This is a genomic window from Gryllotalpicola koreensis (genome assembly GCF_039538185.1).
In the GTDB taxonomy this organism is placed as follows: Bacteria; Actinomycetota; Actinomycetes; order Actinomycetales; family Microbacteriaceae; genus Gryllotalpicola; species Gryllotalpicola koreensis.
Window position 1 is genome coordinate 195399 of record NZ_BAABBW010000001.1, and the last position, 14256, is coordinate 209654.

Here is a 14256-nt window from a genome sequence, read left to right on the forward strand (position 1 = left end):
CGGTGATCAGCGACAGCGGCTCAGCCGTTGTACTGCACCCATTTGCCGCCCTTGAGGATCACGGGGGTCTCGGTCGGGCCGGCCGGCCGGCGCGTCAACGGGTCGAAGGTGATCTTGCCGTAGACGACGCTCGGCACGTCCTTGATCTCCTTGAAGCCCTTGAGGATGCCTTCGCGCGAGGTGCCGCCCGCCTTCGCCGCGGCGACCGCGACGTTCAGCGCGTCGTAGGCGCCCGCCTCGAACGAGGTGACGTCGGTCTCCTTCGGGTACTTCTTCTTGAACGCCGCGACGAAGGCCTTCACCTGCGGGTCGGTGCTCGTCTCGAGGAACTCGGTGCCGATGATCGAGCCCTCGGCGTCGGGGTTGCCGTCGAAGGACTCCTCGTCCTGGCCGCCGTAGAAGGTGCCCTTGTAGCCGATGGCGCGCAGCTGGGTGACGATCTTCGAGGCATCCGGCCCGTAGCCGATCTCGACGAACGCCTCGGGGTCGCCCTTGGTCGCCTTGAGCAGCGAGGGCTTGTAATCGTCGGAGGTGTCGAGCACGCCCTCGGCATCCGTGATCTTGAGCCCGACCTTCTTCGCCTCGTCCTTGAACGCCTGGTAGGCGGGGATGCCCCAGTCTGCGGTGTTCAGGTAGGCGACGCCGACCGAGTCGACGCCCTGCTTCTTGATGTAGTCGGCGGTCCACTTGTAGGTGTCGGCGGTCGTGATCGAGGTCGACCACTGGTACTCGCTGCCCTTCGCGGTGAAGTCGGGGTTCGAGTTGTTGAAGCCGTACTGCAGCAGCTTGCCCGCCGTGTAGATCGGCGAAGCGGGGATGGATGCGGCCGAGGAGTAGTCGCCGAAGACGAGCGAGATGCTCTTATCGCCGACGAACTTCTGGGCGACGGGCACCGACTGCTTCGGGTCGGACTGCGAGTCCTCGTACTTGAGCGCGACGGGGTGGCCGTTGATGCCGCCCTTGGCGTTGACCTGCTCGACGGCGAGGTCGAACGCCTCCTTGAACTGCTCGCCGTACTGGGCGTACTGGCCCGTCGTCGCTGACGAGACGCCGAAGTACACGGTGCTCTTCTTACCGGAGCCGGAATCGCCGGACGACGAGTTCCCGGCGCAGGCCGCAAGGCTGACCGCCGCGAGGGCGGCGATGGAGGCGACGCCGGCGCGTCGGATGATGCTGCTCATGATTGTGGGGTCCCTTGATCTCGGGAAGGCGCTTGGTGGTTGTCTGTAGCTAACAACGAGCGACGCTCGACTGCCGCGCGGCGTGTAACAGCCCGTCACAGACCGGCGTTTAGGCCCGAGAGCACGGCTGCCGTGTGGCGCCCGGGGCGCTCGATGCGGTCGACGTCATCGGGGGCGTCCACGTCGCGGCGCAGGCCCGACTCGGCGGCCACGTCGAGTCGCACGAAGCCGGCCGCCGCGTGCGCCGCCGCCGAGCTCGCGCCGAACTGCGGCTCGGCGAACTCGCCGGGGGCGAGCGTGATGAGCGAGGTGCCGGTGCCCGCGGCATCCGTCACGGTGGCGAGCGGATGCCGGGCCGCAGCCCCCAGCGCATCGGCGAGCTCACCCGCCGCGAGCTCGGGAAGGTCGCCGAGCAGCACGGCCACGTGCGCGGAGGAGTCGGCGGCGCGCGCCGCTCTGATTCCGTGCGCGATCGCGCCGTTCAGCCCGTGGCGCGGGTCGGGTGTGATCGCGACCGGGGCGAGGTCGGGGGCGTCCGCGAACAGCGCGCCGAGCCCCGGCTCGCTCGAGACCAGCGTGACGCCGGCGACCTCCGGGGTGGCGCGTACCGCGGCGACGACGTCCTGCAGGAAGGCGAGCGCGAGGGCGTGCCGCGCCAGGTCGTCGAAGCGCACGGCGAGGCGCGACTTCGAGCTCGGCGCGCCCTTGAAGGGAATGACGACGCGCCAGCTCACGCGGCCCCCGATGGTCGAGTAGGCCGCGAAGCGGCCGTATCGAGACCCTCTGCCGGCGCGGGAAGGGTCTGGTCTCGATACGCGGCTTCGCCGCTACTCGACCCAGGGATACGCGCCTGCGACGCTACTCGACCGTCGGAGGCGGCGACGCCATCGGCGTACCCCGCCGCATACGCCTCGTCCGTCCCGAGCCGGAACATGTCCGTGGGCCCGGTGCGCGGCAGCGTGCGCGCCCCCGGGGTGTCGACCTCGTCGGTCACGAGCCGCTCCATGCCGCGCACGACCGCGACCGGCCGCCCGGACGCCTTCCCCTTCACCAGGTCGCCGAGCCCCGCGAGCTCGTCGGCGACGACCGGCACCGTGACGGCGAGCGGCCGGCCCTGGGAATCCGTCGACCCGCGCAGGTCGTCGACGACGTGCACGCCCGCCGCGCCGATCGCGATGTCGGTCTGGCCGATGCGCCATGCGCGGCCGAGCGTGTCCGAGACGATCACGCCGAGCCGAACCCTGAAGCGCGCGCGCAGGGCCGCGGCGAGCGCGCGCGCTGAGGCGTCGGGGTCGACAGGCAGCAGCAGCACCGTGCCCTCGGCGGTGTTCGAGGCGTCGACGCCGGCCGCCGCGCCGACGATGCCGAGCCGGTTCTCGACGATGCGGGTGACCCCGCCTTCATAGGCGCGGGTCGCGACGACGCGCACGGTCTCGGCGGTGATGGCCTGTTCCCGATCGGATGCCTCGACGATGCGCCCCTCGGCCTTCGAGACGATCTTGCTCGTCACGACGAGGATGTCGCCGTCGCGGCATCCGTTCTCATCGCCCGCGATCGCGTCGCCGATGAGCTGCGCGAGATCCGCGCCGGGCTCGATCTCGGGAATGCCGTCGAGTGCCCACGCGGAGACGCCCCCCGATCGCTGAGGAGCGCCGTCAGGCGCGTCTCGAAGCGTCATCGCACCACCTTCGGAAGGACCTCGCGGCCGAACACATCGATCCACTCGCGCTGGTTGCGACCCACGTTGTGCAGGTAGATGCGGTCGAAGCCGAGGTCGGCGTACTGCTGGATCGCGGCGCGGTGCACCTCGGGGTCGGCCGAGATCAGCAGGCGGCCCTCGAAGTCCTCGTGCCGCACCATCTTGGCGAGCTGCTCGAACTCCCACGGGCTGCGCAGGTCGGCCTTCGGGAACCGCATGCCGCCGTTCGGCCACTCGGTGAGCGCATTGCGCACGGCCTCTTCCTCGGTTGCCGCCCACGAGAGGTGCAGCTGCAGCACCTTGGGCGCGGTGCCGACGGGCCGACCCGACTCACGCCGCCCCTCGGCGAAGCGCTCGAGCAGCGATCCCAGCTTGTCCACAGGGGCACCGGTCGTGATCAGCCCGTCGGCGACGCGGCCCGCGCGCTTCGCGGTCACCGGCCCGCCCGTCGCGATCAGGATCTCGGGCGCGGTCTCGGGCATCGACCACAGCCGGGTCGACTCGAGCTTGAAATAGCGCCCGTCATGTTTCACATCTCTGTGACGGATGCCTGACGCGAACAGCTTCTGAATCACCTCGACCGCCTCGAACATGCGGTTGATGCGCTCCGGCGCCTCGGGCCAGTACTGCCCGACGACGTGCTCGCTCAGCGCCTCGCCCGCGCCGATGCCGAGCCAGTGCCGCCCCGGATACATGAGCCCCAGCGTCGCGCTCGCCTGTGCCACGAGCGCCGGGTGATGGCGGAACGTCGGGGTCGTGACGCCCGGCCCGAAGTCGCCGCGCGTGCGCTCGGCGACGGCCGTCAGCACATTCCAGATGTACGAGGCGTTGCCCTGCTGCGGCACCCACGGCTGAAAGTGGTCGGTGGCCGTCGTGCCCGAGAACCCGTGGCTCTCGGCGTATGCGGCGAGCGCGACCGCCTCTGCCGGGTCGAACTGCTCGAGCGCGGCGCTGTAGCCGATCGTGAGCCCCGTGCTCACGCGCCCACCAGCGCCGCGATCTCGGGGTGCAGCGTCTCGACCGGCTGGTGTGCGACGAGCGTGCGCGCGAAGTCGTAGGCCTCGCCGCGGCGACCCGTCGCGAAGAAACGGCTCACCGTGATGCCGTGCCCCGGCCGGTGGATCACCTCGATCTCGTCCCCCGCCGCGATCTCGCCGTTCTCGACCACGCGGAAATACGCTCCGGTGCGGTTCGCCTCCGTGAAGCGCTTCACCCACTGCGGCTGATCGACGTAGCGCTGGAAGGTGGCGCACGGCGTGCGGGGCGAGGTCACCTCGAGCACGAGCTTCGCCCCGATGCGCCAGCGCTCGCCGATCTCGGCGTTCGAGACCTCGAGCCCCTGCGTGCGCAGATTCTCGCCGAACAGCCCGGGCGGGATCTCGCGGCCGAGCTCGCCCGCCCACCAGTCGGCGTCCTCCTGCGCGTAGGCGTACACCGCCTGGAACAGCCCGCCGTGGTTCTTGCGGTCGGCCTGCACGTCGCCGTAGACGCCGTAGGGCTTCACCGTGAGCGCTTCCCCGACCGGTCGCTTGTCGATGGCGGTCACGCCCACCGAGCCCGCATCGGGCAGCAGCTTCTCGACGCGGCACAGTGCGAGCAGGATCGGGGCGGGCAGGTTTCCCATGCGCACCATTCTCACCCGCCGCCCTGCCGCAACTGCGCCCGGTTGTCACGCGGGTGCGCCCGATCGGCACAACTGTTGCCGCTACGCCGGGCGCAGCTGCGCCATCCGGGCACTCTCGCGTGCGGCAGCTACGGCGCGTGCGTCACCGGCGGGTTCGGCTCGAGCGTCGCGCCCGGGTCGTACAGGCCGCCGGGGCCCGTTGAGTATGACGGAGTCGGAATCACATGGGCCAGCTGGTCAGGAGCGAAGTGGACGTAGACCAGCCCGCCGACGACGACCACGATCAGGCATCCGATCGCCAGGAAAAGCCAGTAGGCGAACCCGCGCCCGCGTCGACTGCGCTGTCCCCCCGGCATGCCCACCAGTCTGCCAAATAGGCTGAAGCTATGCGCGTCGCGACCTGGAACGTCAACTCGATCCGCACCCGCTATGGCCGTGTCATCGACTGGCTGCTGCGTGAGGACATCGACGTGCTCGCCATGCAGGAGATCAAGTGCAAGCCCGAGCAGTTCCCCCGCGAGGCGTTCGAAGAGGCGGGCTATGAGCTCGCGATCCACGGCCTCAATCAGTGGAACGGGGTCGCGTTCGCCTCGCGGCTCCCGCTCGACGATGTGGAGATCGGATTCCCCGGCCAGCCCGGCTTCCTCAAGGGGGTCGACGGCCCCGATCTGCCGCAGGAGGCCCGCGCGCTGGGGGTCACCGTGAACGGCATCCGTCTCTGGTCCCTGTACGTGCCCAACGGGCGCGCGCTCGGCGACCCGCACCTCGCCTACAAGCTCGACTGGCTGCGTGTGCTCGCCGACGACACCCGGCAGTGGCTCGCCGACGAGCCGACGCTGCCGCTCGCGCTGATGGGCGACTGGAACGTCGCGCCGCTCGACTCTGACGTCGGCGACCCGTCGTTCGTGCCGGGGATCTCGACGCACATCTCGCCAGAGGAGCGCGCCGCCTTCGCCGCCTTCGAGACCGTCGGGCTGACCGACGTGGTGCGGCCTCTGGTGCCGACGGGCTACACCTTCTGGGACTACAAGCAGCTGCGCTTCCCGCGCAACGAGGGCCTGCGCATCGACTTCATCATGGGCTCGCCGGCATTCGCGGAGTTGGTGACGGATGCCGCGATCCATCGTGACGAGCGCAAGGGCGACGCCCCCTCCGACCACGTGCCCGTGGTCGTCGACCTCTCCGTCGACGCCGAGGACGAGGACTACGACCGCCCGATGGTGCTGAGCTGATTGTCGCGCCGGTCTTGGCCGAGCGAAGCTCGGCCCGCTCGCCACGCGACAGCCCACTGGGCTGTCGCGTTTAATGGCAAGCGCAGCGCGAGTCGCTACGCGACGCGCCGGACGCGACCGCTGCGTCGCTGTGGTGCAGAAGCGACGCAGGTCAAGTCAGGTCAGGCGAGCCGCTTCACCATGTTGAGCTCGAGCCTCGAGGTGTCGAGCGGGTACGGCATCGTGTGCCCGGTCTCGACGAAACCGCGCGACTGATAGAACCGCCGCGCCCGGGCGTTGTCCTCGTGCACGTCGAGCTGCAGCCGGTCGGCGAAGCCGCGGGCCCAGTCCTCGATGGCCTCGAGCAGGGCGTCGCTCACTCCCCGGTGCACGCCGCGGGAACGCGGCGACACGAACACCGCGACGAGGAACGGCGCGCCACCGCCGTGATCGAGCGCACCGCCCATCATGCCGAGGAAGTCGCCCCCGCCTGCCGAGCCTCCATCGGCAGGGCCGTCGTCGACCGCGACCACGAACAGGCGGTGCCGCTCCTCACCGCGGCCCGCGTAGGCACGCCACTCGGCCTCGGTCATCTGCAGCGCGTTCTCGTAGGTCTGCCCGAACGCCATCGGGGTGTCCTTGAGCGCCTCGAGGCGGAGCTTCCGCATCCGCTCCCAGTCGTCCCGCGTCGAGCGCCGCACCGTGAACCCCATGCGACCATCCTGCCGTCGCACGCCCGGTTCGGGCATCCGTTCACCCCAGACCCACACCCGCGCCACACCTGCGGATCGGCGCGCCCGCCACAGCCGTCGCGCTGATCCGTAGCTGTAGCGCAGCAGCGCGCGCTACGTCAGCAGCACCGCGATCACGAAGATCACCGGCACCGAGAAGATCGTCGTGAGCAGCACCGCGTCACGCGCGACGAGCTCGCCGCGTTCGTAACGCGCCGCGAAGTTGTAGACGTTCTGCGCGGCCGGCAGCGCGCAGAGCACCACGGTGGCGAAGAGCGCGTGGCCGGTGATGCCGAATCCGTAGCGGGCGAGCGCCCAGCCGACCACCGGCATCAGCACCACCTTGAGCGCCGTCGCCGTGATGACCTCGGCGCGCACGCCGGCAGCGCGCAGCGGCGCCGAGCCGTGCAGCGACACGCCGAACGCCATCAGCACGAGCGGCACCGCCGCGCCGCCGAGCAGGGTGAAGGCGCTGTCGACGGGTCCGGGCAGCGTCCAGCCGAGCGCCGCGACCACGACCCCCGCGACGGACGCGATGATCATCGGATTCCGCACCGGGTTCAGCACGATGTCGCGCAGGCTCACCCGCCCGCGACTCGTGACATCGAGCACCGTGAGCGCGATCGGCGCGAAGACGATGAGCTGCACCAGCAGCACGGGCGCGATGTAGCCGGGGCTGCCGAGCACGTACACCGCGACCGGGATCCCGATGTTGTTGAAGTTCGAGTAGCTCGAGGCGAGCACTCCGATGGTGGTGCGCGCGGCGGGGCGCCGGAAGAACAGGCGGCTCGCCACAAGGAACACGAGGCCCGCGACGATCGCGGCGATGTTCGCGGCGAGCCCGGAGCCGGCGAACACCGTGTGGATGTCCTCTTTCGCCAGCACCGTGAACAGCAGCGCCGGGTTCGTGACGAAGAACGCGATGCGGTTGAGCACGTAGCCGGCCTGCGGACCGCCCACCCCGATGCGGCCCACGACGTAGCCGACGGCGATCACGAATGCGATGATCCCGAACCCCGTCAGCACGCCCAGCACGGCATCCAGCCTATTGGTATACCAATAGGCGCTGCTCCGGTCTGGCAACCAGAGCGCGGCGAACGGATGCCTGGGCCGGGCCGCGCTTCATCGAGAAGTGTCGCGATGTCGTCTCGTTTCGACCCAGACGACATCGCGTCACTTCTCGCCGCGGGTGCGCCGAGCTGGTGCGCCGAGCTGGTGCGCTGAGCTGCGGCCGGGCCCTCGCCGCGATGGCGCGCGCCGCGTAGCGTGACCCGCATGGACTTCGCGCCGCACACGAGCCCCGCCGCCATCTCCGAGCTGCGCGCCCGCCTGCTGGCCACGCGCTGGCCGCCGGCCGGCACCGGCATCGACCCGGACCCCGACTGGTCCCTCGGAACCGACCCCGCCTATCTGCGCGAACTCACCGCCTACTGGGCAGACGGCTTCGACTGGGAGGCGCGAGAGGCCGAGCTCAACCGGCTGCCGCGCTCCTTCGTCGAGGTGGGCGGCACAGGCATCCACGTCATCCACTCCATCGCCGACCGCGAGGGGCAGGCGCCCGCCCTGCTGCTCCTGCACGGCTGGCCCGACTCGTTCTGGCGCTACCTCAAAGTGCTGCCGCTGCTCGCACCCGACTTCGACGTCGTGATCCCCGACATGCCGGGGTTCAGCTACTCCGATATCCCCGAAAGCCCGCTGAACTCGCAGCAGGTCGCGGCGCTCTACGCCGAGCTGATGACGAAGCTCGGCTACGAGCGCTTCTTCGCGGCCGGCGGCGACATCGGCTCGCATGTCGCCCGCTACCTCGCGCTCGACGCGCCCGAGCGGGTGATCGCGATGCACACGATGGGCACACTGCCCGCGCCGGTGGCGGATGCCACGACGCTCACCCCTGAGGAGCAGCAGTGGCTGCGCACGAGCCAGGCCTGGGTCGGCACCGAGGGCGCCTACGCGGCGATGCACCGCACGAAGCCGAACACGGCAGCGATCGGGCTGACGGATTCCCCAGCCGGGCTCGCCGCGTGGATCGTCGAGAAGCTCCGCACCTGGAGCGAGGGCGGCCTCGCCTCCTACTCGCTGGACGACGTCCTCACGAACCTCTCGATCTACTGGTTCACCGGAACGATCGGCTCATCCATGCGCATGTACCGCGCGAACGCGCAGCTTCCGCTCGAGGACCTCGGCCGCCGTGTCGAGGTACCGACCGGGTTCTCCGTGTTCCCGGGCGACATCTCACAGGTTCCGTACGCATGGGCCGAGCGTGTGACGAAGCTGGCGCGGTTCACGGAACCCGCGCAGGGCGGCCACTTCGCCCCGTACGAGGTGCCCGAGCTCTACGCGCAGGAGCTGCGCGACTTCTTCGGCCTGTTCCTCTGACCCCGCGCGCTCTGACCCGGCGCGCCGCACGCGCTGCTCCGATCCGCTCTGCGCTGCTCGGATCCGAGGCGCGCACGGCGGATCCGAGCAGCGCAACCGCGACCGCCGCCCTCGCGGCGGGCGGCGCGGGCAGGAGATGATGAGCCCATGCCCTTCGAGCGTCTGCACGACCCGTCCGTCACGAGCTTCGCGAGCGACAACTACGCGGGGGTGATCCCCGAGGTGCTCGAGGCGATGGCCGTCGCGAACGGCGGCCACCAGCCGAGCTATGGCGGCGACGCCTACACGGCGCGGCTCGACGCCCTGATCAAAGAGCAGTTCGGCGAATCCGCCGAGGCACACGTGGCGCTCAACGGCACGGGTGCCAACGTGCTCGCGCTGCAGAGCATCACCGAGCGCTGGTCCGGGGTGATCTGCGCGGAATCCGCTCACATCAACACCGACGAGAACGGCGCCCCCGAGCGTGTCGGCGGTCTCAAACTGCTGCCGGTGCCGACACCCGACGGCAAGCTCACCCCCGAGTTCATCGACAAGCAGGCCTGGGGCTGGGGCGACCAGCACCGCGCGCAGCCGAGCGTCGTGAGCATCACGCAGACCACCGAGCTCGGCACGGTCTACACGGCCGACGAGATCGCCGCGATCACCGATCACGCCCACAGCCGCGGCATGACCGTTCACCTCGACGGCGCCCGCCTCGCCAACGCGGCGGCCGCCCTCGAGCTGCCGCTCGCCGAGTTCACCACCGATGTCGGCGTCGACATCGTGAGCTTCGGCGCGAGCAAGAACGGCGGCGCGTTCGGCGAGGTCGTCGTCATCGTCGACCCCGAGACGACGCTCGGCATCGAGTACCTGCGCAAGGCCGACATGCAGGTCCCGAGCAAGCAGCGTTTCATCTCTGCTCAGTTGGTCGCGCTGCTCGAGGACGGCCTGTGGCTGCGCGCGGCCCAGCACGCGAACGAGATGGCGGCGCTGCTGCGCGAGCAGCTCGAAGAGGCGGTGGCGGATGCCTCAGCACCGGGTCTCTCGTTCACGCAGCCCACCCAGTCGAACGCCGTGTTCGCGGCCCTGCCGAAGGTCGCCGCCGACATCGTGCGCAGCCGCTACGCGTTCTACGACTGGGACTCCACCCGCACCGACGGCTTCACCGAAGTGCGCTGGATGACCGCGTGGGATACCACGGAAGAGGCCGTCGAGGCCTTCGCCGACGCGGTCGTCGAGGGGCTGCAGGCGGTCGCATAGCCGGCGGCCCCGGCGGTTGAGGAGCCGCGCAGCGGCGTCTCGAAACCAGCATCCGCTATTTTGCATCCTTGTTGCATCTAAGATAAACTGGATTCATCAGGCAGCGGTCGCAGCTCGTAGCAGCCGAGGCGGCCGGCTCGCCGCAGGGTCGATGTCGACCAACCGGTCTCGGCCGGCGGGTTCGCCTCCCCACCCCCTGTTGAACCCGTCGGTCGAGTTCTTCGTGCGCGGAATACCCACGCGCCCCCATGTGTTCGCATGCTGTTGTAGAAGACATCGGCACCGGCGCCGACACCCCTGAGATCGAGAGGAGTCAGCGCCATGACGCTGATCAACGAGTCCAAGACCGCGACGACGGATGCCCCGATTCTGGACATCCTCGCCGAGCGCTGGAGCCCCCGCTCCTACACGGCAGAGCTCATCGACGAGGCCAAGCTCGCCTCGGCGCTCGAGGCCGCGCGCTGGAGCCCCTCCGCCGGCAACTCGCAGCCGTGGCGCTTCATCGTCGCCCGCCGCGGCTCGGTCGCCTTCGAGAAGATCAGCGCGCATCTGATGGGCTTCAACCAGGCCTGGGCGCCGACCGCGTCGGTGCTGCTGGTCGGCCTCGTCAAGGAGATCCGCGACCGCGAGGGCAATGTCTCGCCGACCGGCGTCTACGACCTCGGCCAGGCCATGGCGCACCTCTCCGTGCAGGCGCACCACGACGGCCTGCACGTGCACCAGATGACCGGATTCGTGAAGGACGAGCTGGCGGCCGCCTTCGAGCTGCCCGCCGACACGCAGCCCTTCGTCGTCGCCGCGATCGGCACCGTCGGCTCGCCCGACGACCTCGACGAGGTCCTCGCCGAGCGCGAGCGCGCGCCCCGCGAGCGCCTGCCCCTGTCGGAGATCGCCCTCGTCAACGAGTAGCCACTTCCCGCACCGCCGGTCGAGTAGCCCGCTCCGCGGGCGTATCGAGACCCTCTTCTCGCCGGGAAGGGTCTCGATGCGCGCTGCGCGCTACTCGACCAGCGGGCAAGCGGTCAGCGCAGGCCCTCGGTGACGAGCCTGATGAGGCGCTGCAGCGCGGCATCCGAATCGCCGCGCTGCTCCGCAGCCCAGGCGAGCGAGCCGATCAGGGCGTTGAGATCGGATGCCTGCACATCGGCGCGCACCGCGCCGGCCTCCTTCGCCCGCTCGAGGATCTTCACGGTGCCCTTGGTCATCGGCTGACAGCTCGTGCACAGCGGCGAGCTCGGGTCCTGCATGGCCGTCGCGATCGAGTCGGGCAGTCCGCCATAGGTGCGCAGATGCCGGGCCAGTTCGACGATCCATTCGTCGAGGGCGGCACCCGCGTCGGGCTCAGACACGAGCCGGCGCGCCGTCGCGCTGAGCTCGGCGAGCGCATCGCCGAGGGCCGCCGCGAGCAGGGCGTCGCGGGTGGGGAAGTGGCGGTACAGCGTGCCGGGGCCGACGCCCGCGCGGCACGCGATGTCGTCGAGTGAGGCGCCGGTGCCCTTCTCGGCGAAGGCCTCTGCGGCGACCTGCACGATCTTGTCGTAGTTGCGCTGCGCATCGGCGCGCAGCGGCCGCTTCAGCGTCGCGGCATCCGTACTCATCTCGTTCACTCCCAGCGAACCGGATTCACCCTCCGCTTGTTGACAAAGCGGAGGCGATCTCCATATATTGAGGATTCCGAAAGGCGGAGACAACCTCCGGATTCGGAACGACCATACACCTTCTCGTGATCGGACGTCTCTTGACCGACACTCTTTCCCTCGATCTCACAGCGCAGGCGACGGATGCCCCGCGGCGCGTGACTCGCGCACGCCGCACCGGAATCCTCGGCCTCATCACGGTCTTCATCACCCAGCTCATGCTCGTGGTCGACGCGAGCATCGTGAATGTGGCGCTGCCCGACATTCAGAAAGCGCTGCACTTCACGCCGAGCGGGCTCAGCTGGGTCGTCACCGGCTACGCCCTCGCGTTCGCGGGGCTCATGCTGCTCACCGGCAAGCTCGGCTCGAAGATCGGCGCGAAGCGGGCGCTCATCATCGGCACCCTCGTCTTCATCGTGGCGAGCGCGGCGGGCGGGCTCGCGCCCACGGCAGCCGCCCTCGTCATCGCCCGCGTCGTGCAGGGCATCGGCGCGGCGATCGCGGCCCCCAGCACGCTGGTGCTGCTCATCGAGAACACCACCCCGGGGGCGCAGCGCAACCGCGCCATGAGCCTGTTCGTGCTCGCGGCGGGCTCGGGCGGCGCCATCGGGCTCATCCTCGGCGGCGTGCTCACCACCGGCCTCGGCTGGGAGTGGGTCATGTTCGTCAACGTGCCGATCGGCATCCTGATCGCCGTCGGCGCCGCGTTCTTCCTCGGCGAGACCGAGCGCACGAGCGAGCGCCTCGACTTCGGCGGCGCGGCGACCAGCGTCATCGCGATGATCGCGCTCGTCTACGGGTTCACCGAGGCCGCGAGCTCCGGCTGGGCGAGCCCCGTCGTGATCGCCTCCTTCGCGGTCGCCCTCGCCGCGCTCGTCGGCCTCGTGCTGATCGAGCGCGGGCACCACTCGCCGGTGGTGCCGCTGCAGCTGTTCACCCGCTCGCGCTCGGCCGTGCCGCTCGTCGCGATGCTGCTCGTGCCGGCCGGCATGTTCGCCTTCTTCTACCTGATCACCCTGTTCACGCAGGACGTCTACCACTTCAGCGCCCTCAGCACCGGCCTCGCGCTGCTGCCGTTCGTGACCGTCATGATCGTCGTCTCACAGCTCGCACCGCGGCTGCTGCCGCAGTTCGGCGAGCGGCTCGTCGGCGCCGTCGGACTCGCGGCGCTCGTCGTCGGGCTCGGCTGGCTGTCGCAGCTCTCGGCCGACGAGAGCTACGCGGCCGGCATCCTCGGCCCCATCGTCGTGATGGGCGTCGGAGCCGGGCTCACCTTCGCACCCGTCACCGGCCTGATCATGGCGCACGCGCCGGAGGGCCACGTCGGCGCGACCTCGTCAGTGCTGCAGACCATGCAGCAGCTCGGCGGATCGATCGGCGTCGCGGTGCTATCGACCGTGTTCGTCTCGGCGGCTGCGACAGCGGGCATCGCGGGCGGCCTCACGACGGCGATCGTCGGCGGCGTGGTCTTCGTCGGCATCGCGTTCGTGCTCTTCGCGGTGTGGGGTTCGAACGCCCCAGCGCCCGTTGAAGGGGCTACGGATGCCGCACCGGTGGTGACCCACTAGGGCCTTTCGTCCCCTCCCGGCACCTCAGCAGGAAGCCGGCTCCAGCCTTCGCTAGGGCCGGCTTCCTGGTGTGTGAGGCAACGCTTTTTTCCCTGATGAGAGCAAATGTCTGACAGATGTCAATGGGACTGGGAATGTCCCCCCAAAGAGGGCCAAGCTCGTGTGCAAGCTTGGATACAAGCGTAGCCTGGAGGTGCAGGGGGCGAACAGGCCGGGGTGCCTAAAACGCAGGTGATCCGGCTGACGCAGAGAAAGCAGGAACACCTGATGAACAGATTGTTCAAGGGCGCAATCGCTAGCGCCGCCGGTGTCGCCCTCCTGCTGGGTGGAGCTGGAACCTTCGCCCTGTGGCAGGACACGGCCGGGCTCAGAGGCGATGCGATCATCGAGGCCGGTCGATTGGAATTCGGCTGGGAAACGATGCCGCAAGCCGTCTGGACCATCAACGAGCAGCCCATCGCCGAAAGCGCCGTCGCGAACGTCCGTTTCGTGCCTGGCGATGTCGTGACCATGACGTGGGAAGACGTTCCGGTGATCGTCGACGGCGACTATCTCGTCGCAGAGTTCGGCGTCAGCCTGGACGGCCTCAAGCTCAATGAGATCGAGGACCCAGATGCCAAGGCCGCGGCGATCGCCTTCTTCGAAGGACTCGAGCACTCGGTCGAGATCCGCCAACTCATCCTGGACGAAGAAGACCCCGCCTATGACCCCAACCCGGACTGGCACGCGAGCACCGACGAGTTCGAGCTCGAACGCGGCACGAACACCTTCCAGGTGCGGGCCACGGTGGTCTTCGACCCGGACGCGGAGAACCCGACCGCCTACGGTGCCCAGATCCCGCTCACGGGCCTCGGGCTGTCGATCAAGCAGGTTCCTCACGACCTGCACACAGTCGAGCAAGACGGTCAGTTGCCGAATCACGACTAGCCGTAACCGCGCGCCTGATCGACGGGAGCACATGTGAAGGGATGCCGCAGCCGCGGCATCCCT

General features: G+C 69.6%; 15 protein-coding genes. 6 read left to right on the forward strand and 9 right to left on the reverse strand.

What is annotated here, in order from left to right:
- Positions 1-20: 20 nt before the first annotated feature.
- The 6 genes from ABD708_RS00875 to ABD708_RS00900 form a co-directional block, all read right to left on the reverse strand.
- A complete protein-coding gene (locus tag ABD708_RS00875; protein WP_344751388.1) occupies positions 21-1181 on the reverse strand; it encodes an ABC transporter substrate-binding protein in 1161 nt (386 codons plus the stop codon).
- A gap of 95 nt (positions 1182-1276) precedes the next feature.
- Positions 1277-1915, reverse strand: a complete 639-nt coding sequence (cofC, locus tag ABD708_RS00880; protein WP_344751389.1) for a 2-phospho-L-lactate guanylyltransferase — start codon at positions 1913-1915, stop codon at positions 1277-1279.
- Complete coding sequence (gene cofE / locus ABD708_RS00885) at positions 1912-2859, reverse strand: coenzyme F420-0:L-glutamate ligase (protein ID WP_344751390.1); 948 nt, start codon at positions 2857-2859, stop codon at positions 1912-1914. Before cofE ends, cofC begins: the two co-directional genes overlap by 4 nt.
- Positions 2856-3860: a TIGR03557 family F420-dependent LLM class oxidoreductase gene (locus ABD708_RS00890; protein WP_344751391.1), complete on the reverse strand. Its 1005-nt coding sequence runs from the start codon at positions 3858-3860 to the stop codon at positions 2856-2858. The genes cofE and ABD708_RS00890 overlap by 4 nt, the downstream gene beginning before the upstream one ends.
- On the reverse strand, positions 3857-4504 hold the full coding sequence (locus tag ABD708_RS00895) for an MOSC domain-containing protein (protein ID WP_344751392.1): 648 nt from the start codon (positions 4502-4504) through the stop codon (positions 3857-3859). Before ABD708_RS00895 ends, ABD708_RS00890 begins: the two co-directional genes overlap by 4 nt.
- 128 nt (positions 4505-4632) lie before the next feature.
- On the reverse strand, positions 4633-4860 hold the full coding sequence (locus ABD708_RS00900; protein WP_344751393.1) for a hypothetical protein: 228 nt from the start codon (positions 4858-4860) through the stop codon (positions 4633-4635).
- Between the two features lie 30 nt (positions 4861-4890).
- Between ABD708_RS00900 and ABD708_RS00905 the strand changes: the two genes are divergently transcribed.
- Complete coding sequence (locus tag ABD708_RS00905; RefSeq protein WP_344751394.1) at positions 4891-5736, forward strand: exodeoxyribonuclease III; 846 nt, start codon at positions 4891-4893, stop codon at positions 5734-5736.
- 161 nt (positions 5737-5897) lie between these two features.
- Here ABD708_RS00905 and ABD708_RS00910 read toward each other — a convergent pair whose 3' ends face one another.
- The gene (locus ABD708_RS00910) at positions 5898-6428 is read right to left on the reverse strand and encodes a GNAT family N-acetyltransferase (protein WP_344751395.1); all 531 of its coding nucleotides are present in this window, start codon (positions 6426-6428) and stop codon (positions 5898-5900) included.
- 132 nt (positions 6429-6560) lie between these two features.
- Complete coding sequence (locus tag ABD708_RS00915; RefSeq protein WP_344751396.1) at positions 6561-7481, reverse strand: AEC family transporter; 921 nt, start codon at positions 7479-7481, stop codon at positions 6561-6563.
- Between the two features lie 240 nt (positions 7482-7721).
- On the opposite strand from ABD708_RS00915, the gene ABD708_RS00920 reads away from it, so the two are divergent.
- From ABD708_RS00920 to ABD708_RS00930, 3 genes are all read left to right on the forward strand, one after another.
- Positions 7722-8822 carry an epoxide hydrolase family protein gene (locus ABD708_RS00920; protein ID WP_344751397.1) on the forward strand — a complete coding sequence of 367 codons (1101 nt, stop codon included), beginning with the start codon at positions 7722-7724 and terminating at the stop codon, positions 8820-8822.
- 147 nt (positions 8823-8969) lie between these two features.
- Positions 8970-10061, forward strand: a complete 1092-nt coding sequence (locus ABD708_RS00925; RefSeq protein ID WP_344751398.1) for a threonine aldolase family protein — start codon at positions 8970-8972, stop codon at positions 10059-10061.
- 321 nt (positions 10062-10382) lie between these two features.
- Positions 10383-10970 carry a nitroreductase family protein gene (locus ABD708_RS00930; protein ID WP_344751399.1) on the forward strand — a complete coding sequence of 196 codons (588 nt, stop codon included), beginning with the start codon at positions 10383-10385 and terminating at the stop codon, positions 10968-10970.
- A gap of 113 nt (positions 10971-11083) precedes the next feature.
- Here ABD708_RS00930 and ABD708_RS00935 read toward each other — a convergent pair whose 3' ends face one another.
- On the reverse strand, positions 11084-11659 hold the full coding sequence (locus tag ABD708_RS00935) for a TetR/AcrR family transcriptional regulator (RefSeq protein WP_344751400.1): 576 nt from the start codon (positions 11657-11659) through the stop codon (positions 11084-11086).
- A gap of 140 nt (positions 11660-11799) precedes the next feature.
- On the opposite strand from ABD708_RS00935, the gene ABD708_RS00940 reads away from it, so the two are divergent.
- Together ABD708_RS00940 and ABD708_RS00945 are read left to right on the forward strand one after the other, a co-directional pair.
- On the forward strand, positions 11800-13266 hold the full coding sequence (locus ABD708_RS00940) for a DHA2 family efflux MFS transporter permease subunit (protein ID WP_344751401.1): 1467 nt from the start codon (positions 11800-11802) through the stop codon (positions 13264-13266).
- A gap of 216 nt (positions 13267-13482) precedes the next feature.
- Positions 13483-14193, forward strand: a complete 711-nt coding sequence (locus tag ABD708_RS00945) for an alternate-type signal peptide domain-containing protein (protein ID WP_344751402.1) — start codon at positions 13483-13485, stop codon at positions 14191-14193.
- Positions 14194-14256 lie beyond the last annotated feature (63 nt).